At 62.1% G+C, this 20,210-nt stretch carries 15 protein-coding genes; 9 read left to right on the top strand and 6 right to left on the bottom strand.

What is annotated here, in order from left to right; all coding sequences use genetic code 11:
• The first annotated feature begins 186 nt into the window (after positions 1-186).
• The 4 genes from KGA89_RS15325 to KGA89_RS15310 are packed head-to-tail and all read left to right on the top strand — an operon-like array spanning position 187 to position 5,825.
• Positions 187-963, top strand: a complete 777-nt coding sequence (locus KGA89_RS15325) for a DUF3050 domain-containing protein (protein WP_003196534.1) — start codon at positions 187-189, stop codon at positions 961-963.
• Positions 960-1,892, top strand: coding sequence for a diiron oxygenase (locus tag KGA89_RS15320; RefSeq protein ID WP_223471975.1), 933 nt, complete (start codon positions 960-962; stop codon positions 1,890-1,892). The genes KGA89_RS15325 and KGA89_RS15320 overlap by 4 nt, the downstream gene beginning before the upstream one ends.
• Before the next feature lie 10 nt (positions 1,893-1,902).
• A complete protein-coding gene (locus tag KGA89_RS15315) occupies positions 1,903-5,322 on the top strand; it encodes a non-ribosomal peptide synthetase (protein WP_223471974.1) in 3,420 nt (1,139 codons plus the stop codon).
• Positions 5,323-5,354: 32 nt separating this feature from the next.
• On the top strand, positions 5,355-5,825 hold the full coding sequence (locus KGA89_RS15310; protein WP_223471973.1) for an SRPBCC family protein: 471 nt from the start codon (positions 5,355-5,357) through the stop codon (positions 5,823-5,825).
• Between the two features lie 165 nt (positions 5,826-5,990).
• On the opposite strand, the gene KGA89_RS15305 is transcribed toward KGA89_RS15310, so the two are convergent.
• Complete coding sequence (locus KGA89_RS15305) at positions 5,991-7,871, bottom strand: methyl-accepting chemotaxis protein (protein WP_223471972.1); 1,881 nt, start codon at positions 7,869-7,871, stop codon at positions 5,991-5,993.
• Positions 7,872-8,124: 253 nt separating this feature from the next.
• On the opposite strand from KGA89_RS15305, the gene KGA89_RS15300 reads away from it, so the two are divergent.
• The 3 genes from KGA89_RS15300 (at position 8,125) to KGA89_RS15290 (ending at position 12,207) form a co-directional block, all read left to right on the top strand.
• Positions 8,125-8,625: a sigma-70 family RNA polymerase sigma factor gene (locus tag KGA89_RS15300; RefSeq protein WP_223471971.1), complete on the top strand. Its 501-nt coding sequence runs from the start codon at positions 8,125-8,127 to the stop codon at positions 8,623-8,625.
• Positions 8,615-9,616, top strand: coding sequence for a FecR domain-containing protein (locus KGA89_RS15295; RefSeq protein WP_223471970.1), 1,002 nt, complete (start codon positions 8,615-8,617; stop codon positions 9,614-9,616). Before KGA89_RS15300 ends, KGA89_RS15295 begins: the two co-directional genes overlap by 11 nt.
• 86 nt (positions 9,617-9,702) lie before the next feature.
• On the top strand, positions 9,703-12,207 hold the full coding sequence (locus KGA89_RS15290) for a TonB-dependent siderophore receptor (protein ID WP_223471969.1): 2,505 nt from the start codon (positions 9,703-9,705) through the stop codon (positions 12,205-12,207).
• A 127-nt stretch (positions 12,208-12,334) separates the two neighbouring features.
• Here the strand turns inward: KGA89_RS15290 and KGA89_RS15285 are convergent, their stop codons facing one another.
• Positions 12,335-13,408 carry a fatty acid desaturase gene (locus KGA89_RS15285; protein ID WP_223471968.1) on the bottom strand — a complete coding sequence of 358 codons (1,074 nt, stop codon included), beginning with the start codon at positions 13,406-13,408 and terminating at the stop codon, positions 12,335-12,337.
• Positions 13,409-13,508: 100 nt separating this feature from the next.
• On the opposite strand from KGA89_RS15285, the gene KGA89_RS15280 reads away from it, so the two are divergent.
• On the top strand, positions 13,509-14,513 hold the full coding sequence (locus KGA89_RS15280) for an AraC family transcriptional regulator (protein WP_003196518.1): 1,005 nt from the start codon (positions 13,509-13,511) through the stop codon (positions 14,511-14,513).
• A 66-nt stretch (positions 14,514-14,579) separates the two neighbouring features.
• Here the strand turns inward: KGA89_RS15280 and KGA89_RS15275 are convergent, their stop codons facing one another.
• A complete protein-coding gene (locus KGA89_RS15275; RefSeq protein WP_003196516.1) occupies positions 14,580-15,266 on the bottom strand; it encodes a Crp/Fnr family transcriptional regulator in 687 nt (228 codons plus the stop codon).
• Positions 15,267-15,353: 87 nt separating this feature from the next.
• Here KGA89_RS15275 and KGA89_RS15270 point away from each other — a divergent pair, with 87 nt between their 5' ends.
• Entirely contained in the window at positions 15,354-15,878 is a 525-nt protein-coding gene (locus KGA89_RS15270) for a DUF962 domain-containing protein (RefSeq protein WP_003196514.1), read from the top strand.
• Positions 15,879-16,049: 171 nt separating this feature from the next.
• Here the strand turns inward: KGA89_RS15270 and KGA89_RS15265 are convergent, their stop codons facing one another.
• The 3 genes from KGA89_RS15265 to KGA89_RS15255 are packed head-to-tail and all read right to left on the bottom strand — an operon-like array spanning position 16,050 to position 20,094.
• Positions 16,050-18,227, bottom strand: coding sequence for a GMC family oxidoreductase (locus tag KGA89_RS15265; RefSeq protein ID WP_003196512.1), 2,178 nt, complete (start codon positions 18,225-18,227; stop codon positions 16,050-16,052).
• Positions 18,224-18,736 carry a hypothetical protein gene (locus tag KGA89_RS15260; protein ID WP_003196510.1) on the bottom strand — a complete coding sequence of 171 codons (513 nt, stop codon included), beginning with the start codon at positions 18,734-18,736 and terminating at the stop codon, positions 18,224-18,226. Before KGA89_RS15260 ends, KGA89_RS15265 begins: the two co-directional genes overlap by 4 nt.
• On the bottom strand, positions 18,733-20,094 hold the full coding sequence (locus KGA89_RS15255; RefSeq protein ID WP_223471967.1) for a cytochrome C: 1,362 nt from the start codon (positions 20,092-20,094) through the stop codon (positions 18,733-18,735). Before KGA89_RS15255 ends, KGA89_RS15260 begins: the two co-directional genes overlap by 4 nt.
• Positions 20,095-20,210: the final 116 nt, after the last annotated feature.

Below are 20,210 nucleotides of genomic sequence, written 5' to 3'. Positions count from 1 at the left end.
GTTACTGCGCGGCCCTTTCGACTTGCGACAAGCCAAGCAAATACTGGCATCCAAAGCCGAAATTACGATTAAAAGAGAATAGTTAAGCCCCTTGGGCAATTCATGGATTCCGGTTCAGGCACCCGCTCGCCTTAATTAAATAACGAGCAACCTTCCGGACAAAATATCATTGATGAGGACGTTCCGATGCAGCCAACCAAAGAACAACTATCTCTAAAAAAACACGAACTTGGCCAACACCCGGTTTTTTCCGAGATTACATCAATCGATCTGTTACGCCGCTTTATGGAAAGCCATGTCTTTGCCGTCTGGGACTTCATGTCGCTGACCAAGCGGCTGCAACGCGAGCTCACCTGCGTCCACCTGCCCTGGCTGCCGCCGGCCGACCCGCACGCGGCACGCCTGATCAATGAAATCGTGCTGGGAGAAGAGTCGGATGACCGCCCCGGCGCAGGCTATTGCAGCCACTTCGAACTGTACCTGGACGCCATGCGGGAAATCGGTGCCGATACCCGCGCGATCGAGCAATTCATCACCCTGCAACAGGAAGGCGTCAGCCCCGAAACTGCGCTGGACAGCGTCGAGGTCGAACCGGCGGCGGCACGGTTTGTCCGCCAGACCTTGCACACCGCCCTGCACGCCCCGGCCCACAGCGTGGCAGCGGCCTTCGTGCATGGTCGCGAGAGTGTCATCCCGCAGATGTTCCAGCGCATGCTCGACGCTTGGGGCATTGGCCTGGATCAGGCGCCGACCTTTCGTTATTACCTGCAGCGGCACATCGAAGTCGATTCCGAAGACCATGGCCCGGCGGCAGAAAAGTTGTTGGCCCGGCTGATCGATGGCGACCCGCAACGCGAAACCGAGGTACTGGTCGCCGCGCTCGCCGCTGTCCACAGCCGCGCGGCCTTGTGGGATGGCTTGCGCCAGAGCATGGCCCAGCCGGTTGCACAGGTGACGCCATGAACGCTGTCGAATACCAATCTTTCGCCGACGCCTGGGAAAGCCGCGCGACGATCCGTACCCGGCCACGGCGCCGGGTCGAAGACGACGACAAACTGATCTTCCCCATGAGCCGCCAGCCGCTGGTGCACAGCCAGACCTTCCTCAGCCACTGTCCGCAATTACGCGACTTCGTGCTGGTGCAGAGCCTCTACAAGTTCATCAACGACGTGGTGATTTTCGAGACCGAACTGGTGGACCACACCGCCCGCCGCATCGCCAAGAACCGCTTCGGCATCGAATTCCCGTTCGCCTGCCGCTACGACGCGATGACCGTGGTGGTGGACGAGGATTACCACGCGCTGGTGGCGATGGACTTCATGCAGCAGACCATCGACATGACCGGCATCGCACCGATCCCGTTGCCGGGGCAGATCGAACTCAGCCGCGCGATACCGGCGACCCTGGCCCAGGCGCCGGAACATCTGCTCAGCGCCGTGGAACTGATCTGCATCGCCATCGCCGAGAACACCGTCACCAACGAAGTGGCGGCCTTCGCCCGGGACGACTCGGTCAAGGCCTCGATCAAGGGACTGATGGCCGATCACTTGCTCGACGAGGGCCGGCACTCCGGTTTCTGGACGCGACTGGTGCAGATTTACTGGCGCACCGCGCCCGAAGAGGACCGCGCGGCGATTGCGCGCTTGATGCCCGGTTTCATCGTCCAGTACCTGGCGAGCGACCTGCAGCAAGCGTTCGACTTCGAGCTGATCGCCCACCTGCCCGTCGACGAATCGGTACGCCAGTCGCTGCGTGAAGAGGCCAGTGCGCTGGCCTACCCCATCAATCGTTTTCACCCGTTGGTGGGCAACATCACGCGCTTTTTCCGCAGCAGCTCGATGCTCGCGTCCCCCTGCGTACGCGACGCCCTCGCTGATTATCTGACTCCATGAGGACCTTTCGATGAAACGCCTCGAAATTGCAGTGCCTGGCACCAGCCAGGCCATGGCCGAACTGGCCCGGGAACTGGAGCTGCACGGCCACGGCATCGTGGATCGGCAATCGCCGGCCAACCACGACGCGGTCGACCTGTTGATCGACGACGGTACGACACCGAGGATCATTGAGGCCCGCTCATGCCTCCAGGTCCGCGTGGCGCTGCGCACGCTACCCGGCGAGGTATTGCCGCAACCGGTGGTGATATTCCGCGACGGCGCGCAGCGGCTGTTATGCCAGGAAGTGATTGCGCCGCAACGCGATGGCAACGGTCAGTCCCTGCGGTTGCGTACCCTGGCGACAGTGGTCGAGACCGGCGCACGGCTGGTCAGCCAGTTATCCCGGGATGACACCTGCTTCGATCACTGGCCGACGGTGCACGCTGACGCTGTCGACCAACCTCTGCTCGGGCTCGATGCACTGGAGCCGCTGGCGTTCGAGCACGGCCTCAATCGGCCGCCAGTGCCCTGGCTGCTGGCCGCCGCCGATGTGCCGGTGATGCACAGCATCGAACAGCGCATGCTCGACGACGCGACGCAACCGGCCCTGTGGGTCGATGGACAACTCATCGACTACAAATCCTTGCGCCGCCTGGCGCTGAGGTTGCAAGAGCCGATGTTGCAGAGGCTAAGCGGCGCGGCCAAGTGCCCCTTGGTGATCGGTGTCTGCCTGCCCAAGTCCGCGCACCTGTATGCGGCGATCCTGGCAGTGCTGGGCTGTGGGGCGGTGTACCTGCCGCTGGACCCGCAGCACCCGGCGCAACGTCGGCGCTTCATCCTGGAAAATGCCCAGGCCGACCTGCTGCTGCACGACGGCGACAGCGATCTGGGCGACCTGTCGTTGCCAACGCTCAATGTCCAGCAACTGCCATCGCCCAAGCCCGGCATCCCGACCTCGTTGATCCGCCGCACAGTGGACAGCGACGAACCAGCCGTGGCGATCTACACCTCCGGCACCACCGGCCAGCCCAAGGGCGTGTTGCTCAGCCACCGCAACCTCAGTCACTTCTGTGCCTGGTACGGCGACTACGTCGCGTTGCAACGAGACAGCCGGGCGTTGCAGTTTTCCACCATCAACTTCGACGCGTCGCTGCTGGATATCCTCCCGACCTTCATCCACGGCGCCCTGCTGGTGGTGCCCAGCGAAGACCAGCGCCGCGATCCGCAGCAATTGGTCGCGTTGATTCACCAGCAGCACATCAGCCATGCCTTCCTGCCGCCTGCGCTGCTGAGCGTCATGCCCCTTGATACACCGTTGGGCCTGGCGCACCTGATCACCGGTGGCGATGTCTGCGAACCGTTCGTGATCGAACAGCTCGCGCCACAATGCCAGTTCCACAACATCTACGGCCCGACCGAAACCACGGTGCTGGCGACCACACGACAGTTCGGCGTCGGCGACAACAACCGCAACCTCGGCGTGCCCATCGCCAATGGCCGGGTGCTGATCCTGGACGAACAGTTGCAGCCGGTTCCCCAGGGTGTTCCCGGCGAGCTGTACATCGCCGGCCCGGGCGTCGGGCTGGGTTATCTGAACGACCCGACGCTGACCGCGACACGTTACCTCGAACTGACGCTGCCCACCGGGCAAACGCTACGGGTCTATCGCACGGGTGATATCGGCCAGTGGACCGACAACGGCATCGAACTGTGTGGTCGGCGCGATAACCAGGTGAAGATCCGCGGTTTTCGGGTCGAGCCCGAGGAAATCGAGCACTGCCTGCGCGATAGCCAGTTGTTTCGCCAAGTGGCGGTGGGGGTCGATGAACGGCGGCGGATCCTCGCGTTCCTGGTTCATCCCGAGCACTCCGGTGACGCCCTCCAGGCGTTACGCGAGCATGTGCAGAACAGCTTGCCCAGCTACATGCACCCGGCCGCCTACGTCGAATTGCCGAGCCTGCCGTACACCAGCAACGGCAAGGTCGATCGCCGGGCCTTGCTCGCCATGGCGGTGCAGGTGCAGGTCGACGGCCAACGCCGGCAGCCGCAGAACGCCCTCGAGACACAACTGCAGCAACTGTGGGCCGAACTGCTTGAACTGCCGGTCGAGGACATCGCCACCGACGAAAGTTTCTTCAACCTCGGTGGGCATTCGATCCTGCTGTCGCGACTGCTGTTGAGCATCCGCCAGACGTTCGGCCGCAGCCTGTCGATCAATCGCTTCATCGAAGCACCGACGCTGACGACCTTGGCCAAGTTGCTGGACGATCCTGATCAAAACAGTGCATCGATCCTCAGCCCCCAGGCCTTCATCGATGCCGAAGCCGAGCTCAACCTCGATCCATTGCCCATCAGCCAATGCGGCGATGTGCACAAGGTGGTGGTGACCGGCGCCAACAGCTTTCTCGGCGTGCACATCGTCGAGGCACTGCTGGCCTGGGGCGCCACCGAAGTCGCGTGCCTGGTGCGCGCGAGCGCTGAACAAAGCGCGGCCGAGCGCTTCTCCCAAGCCCTTCAGGACAATCACCTGGCCCACCTGGACCTGGACCGCGTCAGTGTGTACGCCGCCGACATTACTCAACCGCAACTGGGTTTGCCGGACGACGTCTACGCCCGCATCGACCGTACCTTCGGCGCGCTGGTGCACAACGCCGCCCACGTCAACCATGTGCTCGACTACGAGTCCCTGGCGCGGGACAACGTGGAGCCGATCTTCGAATGCCTGCGCCTGTGTGAAGGGCGCAGCAAGAAGATCTTCAACTTCGTCTCCACGCTTTCCGCCTCCAGTGCCCTGGACGCCGACGGCCAGGTGCTGGAACAGCCAGCCGCCAAGACGCCGCCGATCTACATCAAGAACGGCTACAACCTGTCCAAATGGGTCGGCGAACGGATCCTGCAACGGGCCCGGGATCGCGGGGTGTCGGTCAATCTGTTCCGCCCCGGCAACATCAGTTTCAACAGCCTGACCGGGGTCTGCCAGCCCCATAAAAATCGGTTGATGCTGATGCTCAAAGGCTCGATCCAGCTCGGCCAGGTGCCGGAGCTGTCCCTCAATTTCGACCTGATGCCGGTGGATTTCCTGGCCCGCTTCATCGCCTTCCACGCCAGCCGCTACCAGCCGACGCAAGCGGTGTTCAACCTGCACAACCCGCAGCCTTTGAGCTGGGACGCTTACGTCGCCTCGTTTCGCGACAGCGGCCGGGAATTTTCGTTGGTCAGCGTTGCCGAGTGGCAACGGCAATTGGCTCGGGTCGATGCCGACAACGCGTTGTTTGGCGTATTGGGTTTCTACCTCAACGGCTTCGAGGAAGACATCGGCGACATCTCGCTGATCAGCCACGACAACGCCCGCGCCGGCGTGCGGCAGATGGGCGCCAGCTACCCGGAAAAGTCCCCGGCCCTGCTGCGTCGCGGCGCCGATTACCTCAAGGCCATCGACTTCATCTGAAACACCCTCAACCCAAAGCAAGGAGCAAGACCATGAGTGCATTTCAACCCGACACCCTGATCAAAAACCCCCAAGCCTGCCAGGTCGAAACCTCGGTGGTGGTCGCGGCCGACGCGGCGCGCGTCTGGGACGTGGTGGGTGATTTTGGCGGATTCAACCATTTCATTCCGGCACTGGAGCACATCGAAATGACCGGCGAGGGTGTGAGGTCCCTGCGCAAGAAATTCTTCCGCGATGGGCAGAACCTGGTGGTGGAACAGCTCAACAGCCGCGACGACCAGGCCATGCACATGACCTGGACGCTGATCTACAACACCCTGGGTATCGACAACCTGTGGGCAGCCATGCGCGTCGAACCCCTGGCGGACAACCGCTGCCGTGCCACCTGGACCATCATCGCCGACCACACCGACGCCCACACGCCGGCGGGCTTCCGGGATTTCCTCCAGGGCTTCGCCGATGAGGCGATGGGGAATGTGCAGGGGATGTTCCCCGAGGCATAACCTGCTCCAGGGTGGCCTTGAGACTCAGGTCCACCACCAAACCTATGTGTGTGGGCTCGCTCCCACAGTTTTGGTTCCGGGGTTGAATGCAAAATACCGACCCACCGCCAGTCCCCTGTGGGAGCGAGCTTGCTCGCGATGGCGGTGGGTCGGCTTGCGACTGGGTCAGATCTTGAAGCTGTCCACCAGTTGCTTCAGTCGATTGGCCTGTTGCGACAAGGCATCGCAATCCTTCAGGGTTTCATTGAGGTTGGCCACGCTTTGCTGGTTCAGCAGGTTGATGTGGCTGACGTCCATGTTGAGGGTTTCAACCACAGCGGTCTGCTCTTCGGTCGCAGCAGCCACCGACTGGTTCATGCCGTCGATCTCACCGATACGCTGCGTCACGCTGACCAGTCGCAGGCCGGCCTGGTTGGCCACTTCCACGCTTTCTTCGCTGGACGTCTGGCTGGCGTTCATCGTAGTCACCGCTTCACGGGAGCCGATTTGAAGCGAGGTAATCATCTTGTGGATTTCTTCCGCCGACTCCTGGGTGCGATGCGCCAGGTTGCGCACTTCATCGGCCACCACCGCAAAACCACGCCCGGCTTCACCGGCACGGGCCGCTTCGATGGCCGCGTTCAGGGCCAGCAGGTTGGTTTGCTGGGAGATGCCCTTGATCACGTCCAGGATGTGGCCGATGTTGTCGGTGCTGGCGTTCAGGGTTTCGATCTGGGTGCACGAAAGGCTGATTTTCTGCGATAGCTCGGTCATGGCCTGGATGGTTTTTTCCACCACCTGGCGACCGTCATCGGCCTGCTCGCTGGCACCGCTGGCATGTTGCGAGGCATCGGCGGCATTGCGGGCGATTTCCTGGGTCGCGGCGCCCAACTCGTTGATGGCCGCAGCCACGCTGTTGGTGCGAGCGCTCTGCTCATCCGAGCCGACGAGCGAAGCGTTGGACGAGGTCATCACCCGCTGCGACAGGTCATGCACCTGGCGAGTGGCGGAAGACACTTCCGAGATCGACGCGTGAATCCGCTCCACGAACTGGTTGAACGAGCCACCCAGCACCGCGAACTCATCCTTGCCCTGCACCACCAGGCGCCGGGTCAGGTCGCCTTCGCCTTGGGCGATGTCCTGCATGGCACGGCCCATGGTGGTCAACGGACGCATCAGCACCTGGATCAACAGGCTCAGCAGCAACGCAATGGCCGCCACCGCGACAAACATCGCAATCAGCGCAGACGTACGGAACTGGCTCAACGGCGCGTAGGCCTTGGCCTTGTCGATCGACAGGCCGATGTACCACTCGGCGTTCGGCAGGCCGGTAACCGGGGTGAACGAAAGGATACGGTCCTGCCCGTTCAGCTCAACGTCCTGGATACCCTTGCCAATGCGCACCGGGGTACCGGGGTAGATGTCCTTGAGGTTCTTCATCACCTGGTCTTTATCCGGGCTGACGATCACCTGACCGTCGCCGCTGACCAGGAACGCATGGCCGATACCACCGAAGTCCACGGAGTTGATGATTTTCACCAGGGTTTCCAGGCTCAGGTCGCCGCCCACCACGCCGAGCAGTTCGCCGTTGTGCTTCACCGGCAGGGCAACGGTCACCACTAGGCCACCCACCGCCGCCAGGTAAGGCGGGGTCAGCATGGTTTTATCGGCGGTCACCGCCTGTTTGTACCAGGGGCGCTGACGCGGATCGTAGCCGTCAGGCATTTTGGCGTCCGGGCGCTGGGTGAAGACGCCGTTGGCCTGGCCCACATAAGTGAACTGGAAGTTCGAGGTCAGCGCCGGCTGATCGACCAGCCCCGGCAGATCGGCAGTAGCGCCCTGGTGCGCGATGTTTTGCGCCAGGTTTTCCAGTACCAGTATCCGGCCACTCATCCAGTTCTGGATGCTGCTGGCCGTCAGGTCGCCGGATTGCTCGATGGAAGACTCAAGGCTGCTGCCGATGGTGTTGCGCTGCAAATAATCGTTGTAGAGCGTGAACAGGGCAAAAGCCAGGACCACCACACCAGAGGCGGCAAGAAGGATTTTGTGGCTGAACTTTAGATTCATTGATGAGGCTTCTTATGCAAGGAGTGGGGGTGCATTCCAGGTTTGCAACGTTCGATGTAACAGTGCGAGCGGTTATCAATCCGCTCCACTTTGGTGCACACGTACAAGTCTGTCGGCAAACCTGTACAAATAATTAGGGATGCGAAGAAATAGCCGACGGGAGGACACGGCGAGCGAACGGTGGTTGCAAATTCGCCGACGGCTGATGACAATGCGACCTATTATCATTTGTAACATCCAGGCCGTTGCGTCCATGTCATCTCCCGAGTTTGCAGTACAGGCGCTCTACAGCCGTCATCACGGCTGGCTCAATACGTGGCTGCGCACCCGCCTGGGCAACGCCGCCGATGCGGCGGACCTGGCCCAAGACACCTTCATGCGCCTGTTGCAGCGTAGCGAACGTCTGGAACTTCGAGCCCCACGCGCCTTTTTGCGCACCATTGCCCAAGGCCTGGTGATAGACCATTGGCGTCGAGCGGAAATCGAGCGCGCCTACCTGGAAACCATAGCTCACCTGCCGGAAGCCGAAACCCCGGGTGCTGAAGCCCAGGCCCTGATTCTGGAACTGCTCGAAGCCATCGCAAGGATGCTCGAAGGCCTCAAGCCGAAAGTGCGCAGGGCCTTTCTGTTGGCCCAGTGCGAAGGCCTGACGTACAAGCAGATTGCCGAACAGATGGGCATTTCGTTGCGCTCGGTGGAACGCTACGTCGCCGATGCGCTGTACCACTGCTATGTGTTGCGCTATGAAAACTGAGCCGGCGGAGCACTTGCAGAGCCGACGCAACGGCCCGTCGCAACAGGTGGTCAGGCAGGCGATCAACTGGCTGCTGCGCCTGCGCAATCACACCTCTCACCCGACCCTGCGCCAACAGTGCGACACCTGGCGCGCCGCCCACCCGGAACACGAACTGGCCTGGCAACGGGTGCAATCGCTGCACAGTGAACTGACCTCCAACCTGCGGGCCGTGCCCGGTGCTCATGTCGCCCTGGATACCCTGGAAAACAGCGCCCAGCGCCTCAGTCGTCGCCAGGCCCTGAAGTTGTTGTCGGGCGTCGCACTTGTGGGCTGCGCGGCATGGCTGGGCAAGGACCTGGGCTGGCAGCCGTGGAATGCCGATTTCGCCACCGCCACCGGTGAGCGCCGAGGCTTCCAGCTGCCGGACGGCACGCGGCTAGAGCTCAATACCCACAGCGCCGCCAACCTGGATTTCAGCGCCCGGCAGCGCCTGATTACCCTGGCCCGCGGCGAAATCATGGTCACCTGTGGCCGCGACCCGGGGCGCCCGCTGCGGGTACAAAGCCGCCATGGCCTGTTCGAAGGCCTGGAAGGGCGCTTCGTCGTGCGCCAGGACAGCGACTGCACACGCTTGAGCGTCACCAGCGGCCGGGTGGTTATCCGTTCGCACCCAAACAGCGATGGCACACCCATTCAGGTCGAGGCCGGGCAAAGCTACCTGGTCACCACATCGACGGCGACCCTGGCGCCGCCGCTGGACATGGACGCAGGCGCCTGGGCCGACGGCTTGATCGTCACGCGCAACATGCGCCTGGCAGACTTTCTCAACGAAGTAGGACGCTACCGCCCAGGCTATTTGAACTGCGCGGCGTCGATTGCCGACCTGCGCTTGTCGGGGGTTTTTCGTTTGGAGGACACCGACAAATTGCTCGCCGTCCTGCCACGCACGCTCCCCGTGCAAGTCCGTTATCGAACCCGTTGGTGGATCACGGTGCAGCGCCTGGCTTGATTTTTTTTTGGCGGGTTTCAGGCCGGCGTCCGGCTAGGACAGTAAGCACCCCTTATCTGCCTTCAGCGACTCCAACGGAACCTACAATGACTGAGCGCTTGCTTCTCAAGAACCCCTTCGGCTTCTCTGCGCAACCGGGCCTGTTGCGCCAGGCGATCCATGCAGCGCTGTTCTCCACTGCGCTTGGGGTCAGCGTCGTGCCGATGCTCGCGCACGCCGCACAAAGCGGCGTGACCGCCAGCCGTCAGGGCTACAACATCGCCCCCGGCCCACTGAGCGACGTACTGAACCAGTTCGCCCGCCAGGCCGGGATCACCCTGGCAAGCACGCCGGCGCAAACCGGCGGCGTCCAGTCCCCGGGACTCAAGGGCGAGTACTCGCCCGACCAGGCCCTGAGCCAACTGCTCAGCGGCTCGGGGCTGGTTGCCGTCAGCCAGGATGGCAGCAGCTACGTGCTGCAAACCCAGACCGCTGGCAGCACGCTGGAACTGCCGACCACCGACATCAAGGGCTTCGCCCTGGGTAACGCCCTGGGCAGCATGGAAGGCTACAACGCCACCCACAGCCAGGTCGCCACCAAGACCAGTACCGCCCTGCGCGAAACCTCCCAGAGCGTGTCCGTGGTCACCCGCGAACAAATGGACGACCAGGGCGCGCAAACCGTGTCCCAGGCCATGCGCTACACCCCCGGCGTGCTGACCAACCCCTACGGTGCGACCCATCGCTACGACTACGTGGCGATGCGCGGCTTCAACGACGGCTCGGTGGATAACATCTACCTCGACGGCCTCAAGTCCATGGGCGACAGCGGCACCTACAGCTCGATGCAGGTCGATCCGTACTTCCTGGAGCGGGTCGACATTCTCAAGGGTCCGTCCTCGGTGCTCTACGGCCGCAGCTCGCCCGGCGGCCTGGTAGCGCTCACCAGCAAGAAGCCACAGTACGAGGCCTATCACCAGATCCAGGCCACGGTCGGTACCCAGGGCCAACGCGGCATGGGCTTCGACTTCACTGGCCCCGTGGATGACGACAAACGCATCACCTATCGCCTGATCGGCCTGGCGGACACCTCCGACACCCAGTTCGACCACAACAAGGAAAAACGCTTCGCCCTCGCGCCCACGGTGAACATCGACTTCAGCGAGAACACCTCGCTGACCCTGCAAGCCTACCTGCAGCATGACCCCGACGGCGGCTACCACGGTGGCATGCCAGCCGACGGCACCTTGCATCAGCGCAACGACCGGCGGATCTCCGAAAACTTCTTCGAAGGCGAGCCTGGCGTCGACGGTTACGAACGCGACCAGCAGTCGTTCGGCTACCAGTTCGAGCACCGTTTCAACGATGTCTTCACCGCCCGGCAGAACTTCCGCTACCTGGACTCCCAAGTCACCAACGATCAGGTCTACGCCTATGGCTGGACCACGCCCACCAGCAACGAGCTGAACCGCTACTACACCGGCGCCGAAGAAAAGCTCCACTCCTTCATCGTCGACAACATGCTGCAAGCCGAATTTTTTACCGGCGCGACCAAGCACACCGTGCTGATGGGGGCCGACTATCAGCGGCGCAAAACCGTGGTCGACTGGACCAGCGGCAGCCTCGCGCCGATCAATGCCTTCGACCCGACCTACGGCAACTCGACCATCACCTACTTCAGCCCCACCAGTTACCTGCGGCGCCTGGAGCAGACCGGCGTGTATCTGCAAGACCTGGTGGAAATGGACAAATGGCGCTTCTCCCTCGGCCTGCGCCAGGACTGGGTCCGAACCTCGGATGAAAACCGCATCGCCGAATCTGGCCGCCCGGAAGGCACCGAGATCAACGACAAACGCACCAAGCTCACGGGCCGCGCCGGGGCGCTGTACCTGTTCGACAACGGCCTGGCGCCGTACATCAGCTACTCCGAGTCGTTCAATCCGAACTCCTACGCCGACAGCGCCGGCAACCCACTGCCGCCGACCGATGGCAAGCAATGGGAACTGGGCCTGAAATACCAACCGCCGGGCACCGATGACCTGTACACCGCCTCGCTGTTTCGCATCGACCAGGAAAACCTGGCGACCAAACTGCCCCAGGAAAACTTCTACCGCGCCGTCGGGGCCGTGCGCTCCCAGGGCCTGGAACTGGAAGCGCACCTGCAGTTGACGGAACAATTCAAAGTGCTGGGCAGCTACACCTTCACCGACATCGAATACTCGAAATCGATGATCAGCACCTTGAGCACCACCACCGACATCATCGATAACAAGGGCAACTCACCGACCCAGGCCCCGCGCCACATGGCTTCGGTCTGGGCTGACTACAAGTTCGACAGCGGCGCCCTCGACGGCCTGCGCCTGGGTGGCGGCGTGCGCTATGTCGGCTACAGCTGGGCCGATGCGGAGAACACCATGAAGGTGCCGGCCTACACGCTGTTCGATGCGTCGGTGGGGTATGACCTGGGCAAGGTCGGCTTGAAGGGCGTGGATGTGCGCCTGAACGCGAACAACCTGACCAACGAAACCTACGTCGCTTCGTGCGCCAGCCTGAGCTATTGCTACATGGGTGAAGAGCGCAATGTGGCGGCGACGGTGAGTTATCAGTTCTAACCTGTTCCTCAGATCGATCGTTCCCACGCTCCCGCGTGGGAACGTCGCCAGGGACGCTCCGCGTTCCGCTTCTGGAGTGTGACGCGGAGCGTCACGGGATGCGTTCCCACGCAGAGCATGGGAACGATCAGACCCGAACCGTATCCCCTTCCTCCCGCACCACACCCTCTTCCCGCACAAACCGGTTCGCCCGTTCAAACGTGCCAAAATCATTGAACCGCACACCCATCTCGCGCATCACCTTATGCGCCACCGGCACCGTCAGTTGACGAATGTAGAACGGCTCCTTCACCACGAAATGATGAATGCCGTGACTGCTGCCGAAGTTGAAGCAGAACGCCTGCAACGGCCACAGCCACCAGGGGTTGAGCACCTGGGTCTGCTGGATGACATTGCCCGGCTCGATGTCGCCGTAGTAGTGCATGTTCGAGCTGACGAAATGCAGGCAAAAGGTGCGCAACACGTTCGGGCCGATGATCACCACCGCGGCGATGTCGATCACGTGCATAACCGCCAGCGTTGTGGACGACCAATCAATTGAAGTCCCCAGCAGACTGGCGATGCCGTTGGCCCCATGAAAACCGAGAAACACATACCAGGCGCCCCAGTGCAGCAACGCCAGCGGGAAATACACCTTCAGCGTACGCTTGAGAATGCTGCGCTTGTGCGCCCAGGTCTTGGCCCGCAGCAGGCGGATGAAGGCCGACATCACGTTGTCCCCGACCATCAGCAACCGCCCCAGTCCCCAGGGCTCGCCGTTGGTGATGGCCCGCTCTTCCATGTCGGCCTCGCTGCCGGACACCTTGTGATGGTTGAGGTGCAGGTGGCGACGGATCCACGGATTGATCGTGCTCGGCCGCGCCAGCCACACCAGGCCCATCATCAAGTTGTGGGGCAGGCGCTGCTTGCGAAAATACATGCTGTGGATCAGGTCGTGTTCCAGCTCGTGGGTCAGGGACGCGAAAAACGCGTTGAGCAACAGGCACGCCCACCCGGCCAGGTGACCGTTGATGTAGAGCAGCGCCGAACCGATCATCCCGGCCAGGGCGAACGCCAGGATGCCCGCGCCCAACGCATCCTGGTGGCGCAGGATCGGATAGCGCTGGCGCAATTCTTCGCCCCGGGCCAGGACCACCTGGCGAATATGGGCCGATCGTTGTTGTGCATTCAATCGCTCGGGGCTTGCGCAAGTGCCGTGCATGGCTTACATCCTCTGTTAGAGATGTGCTCATCCTGCCGGGCGTAGTCCCACGGGGTGGTAGCCGTAAACGCCAACCTGTTGACCGCAAGCGCCAATCGTCATGACTGAACCCACCTCCCTTGCCAGCTGGACCCGCGCCCTGCGCAAACAGCTCGATGCGTTGGGCCTGGACAGCCACGCCTTGTGCGTCGAGGCCGGCCTCGACCCGCAATGGATGGACGACCCGAACGCCCGTTACCCGCTCTCGGCCACTACCCGCCTGTGGGCATTGGCCGTGCAGGCCAGCGGCGACCCGGCCATCGGCCTGCGGGTGTCGCGCTTCGTCAGCCCCACCACGTTTCACGCACTGGGTTATGCCTTGGTGGCGAGCGGCAGCCTGCGGGAAGTGTTCGAACGGATCGTGCGCTACCACCCGGTGGTCAGCGATGCACTGACCCTCCAACTGATCCGCGCAGAGGACCGCTATCGCTTTAGCCTCGAGGTGCCGCCGGGCCGACCGGTGCCAGCCTTTGAAGCCATCGACGCGTTCACGGCGATTTACGTGCGCACCTGTCGCAACCGCCTCGGCCGTGATTACGCACCGCTGGCGGTGTACCTGCGGCGCCCGGAACCGGCGGACCCCAGCCCCTGGCACAAAGTGTTCCGCTCGCCGGTGCATTTCGGCGCCGCGCAGGATTGCCTGGAGTTCAACCTCGCTGATTTCGACAGCCATCTGGACGACGCCAACCCGGAACTGGCCGAACACAACGAAACCGTGCTCGAACGCACCCTCGCCCAGCTCAAGCCGCTGACCTGGGAGCGCAAGGTACGTTCGGCCATCGAGGCCCAATTGCCCGAAGGCGAGCCCAGCGCCGAACGCATCGCCCAGGCCATGCACCTGAGCCTGCGCAGCCTGCAACGGCACCTGGCCGACGAAGGCTGCCGTTTCGACGCCCTGCTCAACGAGTGCCGGGAGAATCTGGCGCTGCTGCACCTGCGGGATCCGAATTGTTCGCTGAGCGAAGTCAGCTACCTGTTGGGTTTTGCCGATGCCAGCAGCTTCAGCCGCGCATTCAAGCGCTGGACCGGGATGACGCCAGGGCAGTTTCGGGAAGGGTTGCGCTAGGGATTTGCAGTGCCTGGATTGCCCCCAATCGCGAGCAAGCTCGCTCCCACAAGGTTCAGATCGGGTTCAGGGCGTGGTCAGGGCCCGCAACCGCTCGATGTCGAGGATTTCGATCTCGCCGTAACCCAGGTGCAGGATGCCCTGGGCCTGCAGGTCCTTGAGGATCTGGTTGGTGGTCTGGCGTGACAGCGCGAGCATCAGCGCCAGTTGTTCCTGGGGCAGTTGCAGGACCCGGCGGGCCGGTTCGATTTCACCGTAGCCTTCGGCGATCAGCAGCAGGCGGTGGGCCACGCGGGCCGGGGCGGGCATCAGGCTCAGGTGTTCGAGGTTGATGAAGGTCAGGCGCAGTTTGTGGCTCATCAATAATGCAAGATGCCGCCAGTGGATCGGCTGCTCTTGCAGGAATGCCAGCAACGGCGCCTGGGGCACGTGCAGAAGCGTACATTGACCGACAACCACCGCATCATGAGTGCGCGGCTGGCCATCGAACAGGCAGATTTCACCGAACCAGTGGGGCGCCTCTACCACGCTCAGCAACGCCTCCTTGCCCTGTTCGTTCACCGCACCGACGCGCACCGCGCCCTCCAGCACGGCATACAGCCCGCACGGTGGGTCGCCACGCTGGAACAACCGATGCCCCGGCGGCAGGCGGCGCACCCGTGCCATGCCCAGCAGACTATTGTGTAACTCAACAGGCAGATGGCTGTACCAGTGGCCGGCCATCAGGTGTGAGTGCCAGGGATGCGAATTCATGGAAACTCCGGGACAAGTGTCGGCTAACTGACAGAACGCCTTGTGGTACCTGGGCATCATGCAGGCATCACCTCAGGAGGAACAACAATGAAAAGCCTCGTCGATCATCTCAGTCAATACGCCGCCTATCATCGCGACCCGCGCAACATCGCCAGCCATTTCATCGGTATCCCGCTGATCTTCGTCGCCGTCGCCGTGCTGCTGTCACGGCCCGGCTGGCCAGTGGGCGCAGTCCTCGTGTCGCCGGCGCTGCTGGTGGCCGTGGCCAGTGCCTGGTTCTACCTGCGCCTGGAGTTGCGCCTGGGGGTGTTGATGACGGTGCTGCTGGGCCTGGCGCTATGGCTGGGCCAGGTGCTCGCCGCGCAAAGCACCCTGGTGTGGCTGGGCAGTGGCCTGGGGATGTTCGTGGTGGGTTGGGTGATCCAGTTCGTCGGTCACTATTACGAAGGCCGCAAGCCGGCGTTCGTCGACGACCTCACCGGGCTGATTGTCGGGCCGCTGTTTGTGGTAGTGGAAGCGGGTTTTCTGCTGGGGCTTCGCGGCGAACTGAAGCAGGCCATCGAAGAGCGCGTCGGGCCGGTGGCGTTGCGCAACCAGCGCTCGGCCGCCTGAAAACACCGCAATACCCCGCCTCCCCCCTTGTGGGAACGAACCTGTGGGAGCAAGGCTTGCCCGCGATGCAAACACCTCGGTGTAACTGATAGACCGAGGCGATGCCATCGCGGGCAAGCCTTGCTCCCACAAGCTCGCTCCCACAGGAGTTGGACCGTTACCGCTCAAGCCTTACAGCGCACCAAACTCGACCCGAATCGTCAGCGCGCCGGTGTTATCTTTCAAGCCAGACCCGTGCTGCCCGGTCAGGTCATCGTTGATGCACAGTTGCAGTTCCCCTTGCTGGTCGCCCGGAACCTGCCCCAGGTCACCCACCAGGAACGGCTTGCCATCATTGCCCACGCGACCGATCAAGGCGCCTTCGGCGGCACCGGGCAAGGCATAGCTGCTGTAGTCGATGTGCCTCGAACCGCCATTTCCATCGACATTGCCACCCTGCGGACTGGCACACCATCGCCCACTGACATAGCGCACCAGTCGCGGTACCAACCCGTTGACCTGCACGCCAGTGCCCTGCCAGGCGACGTTGGATTGGACCTGCATCGTCACCGCCCGCAGGTCATTGGCCAGCGTATCCCCAGCCTGGAACGACAGCGCCGCAATCGTCAGGCTCGGGTTCGAGGTGCCGGTGCTGGGGAACACGCCATCGCCCACCAGGAACAGGTTCTTGTGGTCCCAACTGCGCTGGTACTTGTCCACCACAGACTTGGTGGGGTCATCGCCCATGCGATAAGTCCCCATCAGGTGGCCGGCGCCCTGGAAGCTGTAGGGCACCTTGTCGTACGTAAAACATCCAGGTCCGATGATGCCCGTCAACTCCTGGGCACCGAGCAGCTCCTCGATGATGCGTGTCGCCAGTACTTTCGCCTGCTGGAAACCCTTCATGGTGTACTCGGACAGGTTGTAGTGGATTTCCGGCCGAGGGATGCCGAGCCGGTCCGTGTATTGGGTCGAGGGCACGATGTAGCATTGCGCGTGGTCGGGATCGTCCTCGACCTGCTCGACCAGGAAACCGATCCGGAACTGGCGGGTGAAGACGTCGTTGAGCTTTTGTACCAACGCCGTTCCGGATAGCAATTTATTGCTCGGGTTGGCGCCGCCATTGTTCTTCCCATCGATAAAGTCAGCGACCGTGGTGTAGGGATCACCGGCCGGCCAGTTCCAACCTTCGTTGCCAATCTCGATACGCCACGCCGCACGATCGCTGCGAAAGGCACCGTCGCGCAGGCTTTCGATGCCGGCCGTCGATAGCGGTCCCCGGTAGGGGAAAATCGCCTTGCCCTCGGGCATCAACCCCCACGCCAGATAAATGGGATGGTCAGCCAGGCCGCGCCCCACTTGCCCGCTGCTGTTGGCCACGCCGGAGTGCAGTAGCAGTTTCGGTGTTTCGATCGCATGGGCGGCGATCACATAACGTTGTCCTATTGCCACGCCGGTTCCAGTGACGGGGCCATCTTCCAACTGATATTGCTTGAACTCGATGCCATTGATATTGCTGTCAGTGCCAACGGTTACTTTGCTGGCCACGGTTCGATAAAGCACGCGGACCTTGCCAGTATTCAACGCTTTGTTCATGGTCACAGTGGCGTCGTACTTGGCCTGGATCGGGCAGATCGGCGTGCAGTTGGTATTGCCGGCGCATACCCGGCGACCGGCATAAGGTTGGGAGTTGCGCCCAGCCGGCGTCGGGCTGACTACCAGCGGCAGGCTATCGAACGTCTGTCCCGTGACAGCCGTGACAAAGCTGCCATCGACCAGCGACAACGGAATGCTGCGCATCGGGAATGCATAACCCTCGGGAAAGGTCATGCCCAGATAACCTTGGTCGGCGACGTTGGCCGACACACCGATTTCCGCTTCCGCCCGGCAATAGGCGCTTTGCAGATCGTCATAACCTATCGGCCAATCCACCCCGACGCCATACTTGGACCGCAGGCGAAAATCGTTCGGCACCATGCGCAGGCAGGTTCCGACCCAATGCCATGTCGTGCCGCCACCCACCCGTTCGTAAGTGCTCGTAAAGGGCATCGGGCCTTTCTGGACCAAGTAGCTGACCGCCGGGTTGTTCCAGTTGCCATTGAGCAGATCGGCAATGGTCGCCCGTGGAGCGTTCAGTTCGGCCGGCCCCTTGAGATGTGGGTCCAGTGTCGTGCTTGGTGGGTAAGGGGACTCAGGGGTTTTCAGCGTCGCGGTATAGAAACGCTCCAGATACTGGGCACGATTGACCGGTATCTCCGGCCCCGATTCGAGTACCAGTACATCAATCCCGGCCATGCTCAACTGATAGGCAATGATGCTACCGGCCAGGCCTGCGCCAACGATCACCACTTCGGCTTGTTCGGTACTCATGACAACGCTCCTTGCTGTCCGTTAGCGGATACGCCGGTCAAATCTTCAAGGCTGGAGGGCGCGCTGTTCCAATACCCAAAAAACGATTCGCTGTAGCCCATCGGGTGAGCCTGAGCGATTTTCCAGGCCCAGCTGTGGATGTAGGCCTGATCGGACACCACCGCTGAATCATCTTTCTTGAAAGGCGCCATATCGAACGGTTGATACCAGACGCCCAACAACCACAGCTTCATGATCGAGCGCGCGGCGAGTACCGTGCGTGGAATCGTCGGTTGCATGTTGAACTTCAGTATCTGCTGGGCGATCTGGTCGGGCGGGAAGTGCTCAGCCACCAGGGTGGCGTATTGAGTCAAGAGCGCGTTGAGCACGTCGGAAGGAACTCGCGCAGTGACATAATCGAGAAAGATCGGCGGCAAACCGACCGGGTCGATCTGAGGTGCCAAACGATCCGTTGAGATGCCAATAAGGGCTGATGACAGGCCTACGAAATTATCCAGATTGCTGCTCATTGCTTGGCTCCTTGTCCACTGGTGGACTGTGCGCGTTCGAGCAAATAGGTGAAATCCGCGAAGCTGGTACGCGGCGACTCGGTGACATGGGTGGCCGCATTGCCATGGCAAGCCATGCAACTGGAAGACGCCTGGGGCACGGTGCCCTGGATGTAGGTCTCCAGCGTGGCGTTGGCCAGGAACGAGGGCGCAGGGCTGCCCAGCGGGTTGGCGGCCGATATCTGGCAGTTCTTGGGCGGGTCTGACGGCCACTGGGTACTGATCAGTTGATAGTTCGCCCAGACGCTCTTCGGGTTCACCGTACGCAACAGACCTTGATACGTAGCGTTCAGTTTTTTGGTGGCCTCGGTGAGCGGCACGTCGCGCACGATCTGCGAGGGCGTCGCCTTGACCGCCGGGTTCCATGGCCGTGGTGGCGGCTGGTTGATGTCGCTTGTGCTGGCTGCGTTGTAGAACAGATAAGGCCCCGTCCGCTGGGCAACGGGCGTGGTTTTTTCCGGCACGTTTTTCACATGCTCAAAGGTTGACCAGACCCATTGCGCCGCACTGGCGGTCTTATGGACCATGTGCAACCCCACCAAACCGACCGGCTCGGACACGCACGACTCCGCGACAATCGGTCCATGGCTCGGGTCGTTGTTGCCCGGGGTGTAGACCAGCGCATCGACGGTGTGAAAGTCCTGCCGGTTGTCGTTGGGGCCCAGTACTTTCCACGACGCCTTCACCATCACCGCGCCGACCTGCCTGGTCTCGGTGGAACCACAACTGAACGCCACGGCATTGGTCGGCTTCGCGGCGAAAAACGCCTGCTGTCCTTCAATGCTGTACAGGCCGTTGTCGACGATGCCGTTGAACATCGATTGGTTGACCACGATTTCGTTGCGCGTGTACGTACCGTTCTGGTCCACCAGCGGGCCGCTCTCGAAGGGCTGGATAAATTCATCCAGCACATCGGGCACCTTGCCCATTTGCTGCAACAGGCGACCGGGCTTGAGCGACTTGCACGCTTCGGGCAGGGTCGCCGGGGCATTCCAGGGCAGCGGGGCCTGGCCCTTGGCGCGGAAAATCTGGTAGCTCTCTTTCCAGCTTTCCCACACGGTGGCGCCATCCTGCTTGCCGATGGAGGTGCCGGTATTGGGGTCGCCGTTATCCAGCGCCGGCCAGCTCAGGGCGATGAAGGTCTGCCACGACAGCTCATCGAAATTGGCTTGCAGGCTGACCAGTGAAACGGGCTTGGTCACCGTGACATCGAAGGGTATCTGGGGGGACAACGAGGGGGCGGCGCTGGCGGCCGGGGCCAGCAAGACGCCTAACAATGCACAGCCAAGCGGGCCATGCCGACTGACTTCCACTCTCATACTCATCTCCTTGGCATCAGGCGCCAGGAGATAACACCGGTCCGTCATTGGACTCTCACTGCCTCCTGGCAAGTCAGAGTCTAGGTAGGGTTTGATTCAAGGACAGGTGCAGAAGT

Source organism: Pseudomonas sp. A-RE-22, from assembly GCF_019956035.1.
Taxonomy (GTDB): domain Bacteria; phylum Pseudomonadota; class Gammaproteobacteria; order Pseudomonadales; family Pseudomonadaceae; genus Aquipseudomonas; species Aquipseudomonas brassicacearum.
Note: the sequence above shows the minus strand (reverse complement) of the source record. Positions and strands in the feature narration are given on the sequence as shown.

What these genes read in the sequence shown, in the direction of transcription:
- KGA89_RS15275 (WP_003196516.1), bottom strand. Translation starts at nt 15,266, where the DNA reads ATGAATTCGCATCCCTGGCACTCACACCTGATGGCCGGCCACTGGTAC.
- KGA89_RS15305 (WP_223471972.1), bottom strand. Translation starts at nt 7,871, where the DNA reads ATGAATCTAAAGTTCAGCCACAAAATCCTTCTTGCCGCCTCTGGTGTG.
- KGA89_RS15260 (WP_003196510.1), bottom strand. Translation starts at nt 18,736, where the DNA reads ATGAGCAGCAATCTGGATAATTTCGTAGGCCTGTCATCAGCCCTTATT.
- KGA89_RS15270 (WP_003196514.1), top strand. Translation starts at nt 15,354, where the DNA reads ATGAAAAGCCTCGTCGATCATCTCAGTCAATACGCCGCCTATCATCGC.
- KGA89_RS15325 (WP_003196534.1), top strand. Translation starts at nt 187, where the DNA reads ATGCAGCCAACCAAAGAACAACTATCTCTAAAAAAACACGAACTTGGC.
- KGA89_RS15315 (WP_223471974.1), top strand. Translation starts at nt 1,903, where the DNA reads ATGAAACGCCTCGAAATTGCAGTGCCTGGCACCAGCCAGGCCATGGCC.
- KGA89_RS15285 (WP_223471968.1), bottom strand. Translation starts at nt 13,408, where the DNA reads ATGCACGGCACTTGCGCAAGCCCCGAGCGATTGAATGCACAACAACGA.
- KGA89_RS15295 (WP_223471970.1), top strand. Translation starts at nt 8,615, where the DNA reads ATGAAAACTGAGCCGGCGGAGCACTTGCAGAGCCGACGCAACGGCCCG.
- KGA89_RS15280 (WP_003196518.1), top strand. Translation starts at nt 13,509, where the DNA reads ATGACTGAACCCACCTCCCTTGCCAGCTGGACCCGCGCCCTGCGCAAA.
- KGA89_RS15310 (WP_223471973.1), top strand. Translation starts at nt 5,355, where the DNA reads ATGAGTGCATTTCAACCCGACACCCTGATCAAAAACCCCCAAGCCTGC.
- KGA89_RS15300 (WP_223471971.1), top strand. Translation starts at nt 8,125, where the DNA reads ATGTCATCTCCCGAGTTTGCAGTACAGGCGCTCTACAGCCGTCATCAC.
- KGA89_RS15255 (WP_223471967.1), bottom strand. Translation starts at nt 20,094, where the DNA reads ATGAGAGTGGAAGTCAGTCGGCATGGCCCGCTTGGCTGTGCATTGTTA.
- KGA89_RS15290 (WP_223471969.1), top strand. Translation starts at nt 9,703, where the DNA reads ATGACTGAGCGCTTGCTTCTCAAGAACCCCTTCGGCTTCTCTGCGCAA.
- KGA89_RS15320 (WP_223471975.1), top strand. Translation starts at nt 960, where the DNA reads ATGAACGCTGTCGAATACCAATCTTTCGCCGACGCCTGGGAAAGCCGC.
- KGA89_RS15265 (WP_003196512.1), bottom strand. Translation starts at nt 18,227, where the DNA reads ATGAGTACCGAACAAGCCGAAGTGGTGATCGTTGGCGCAGGCCTGGCC.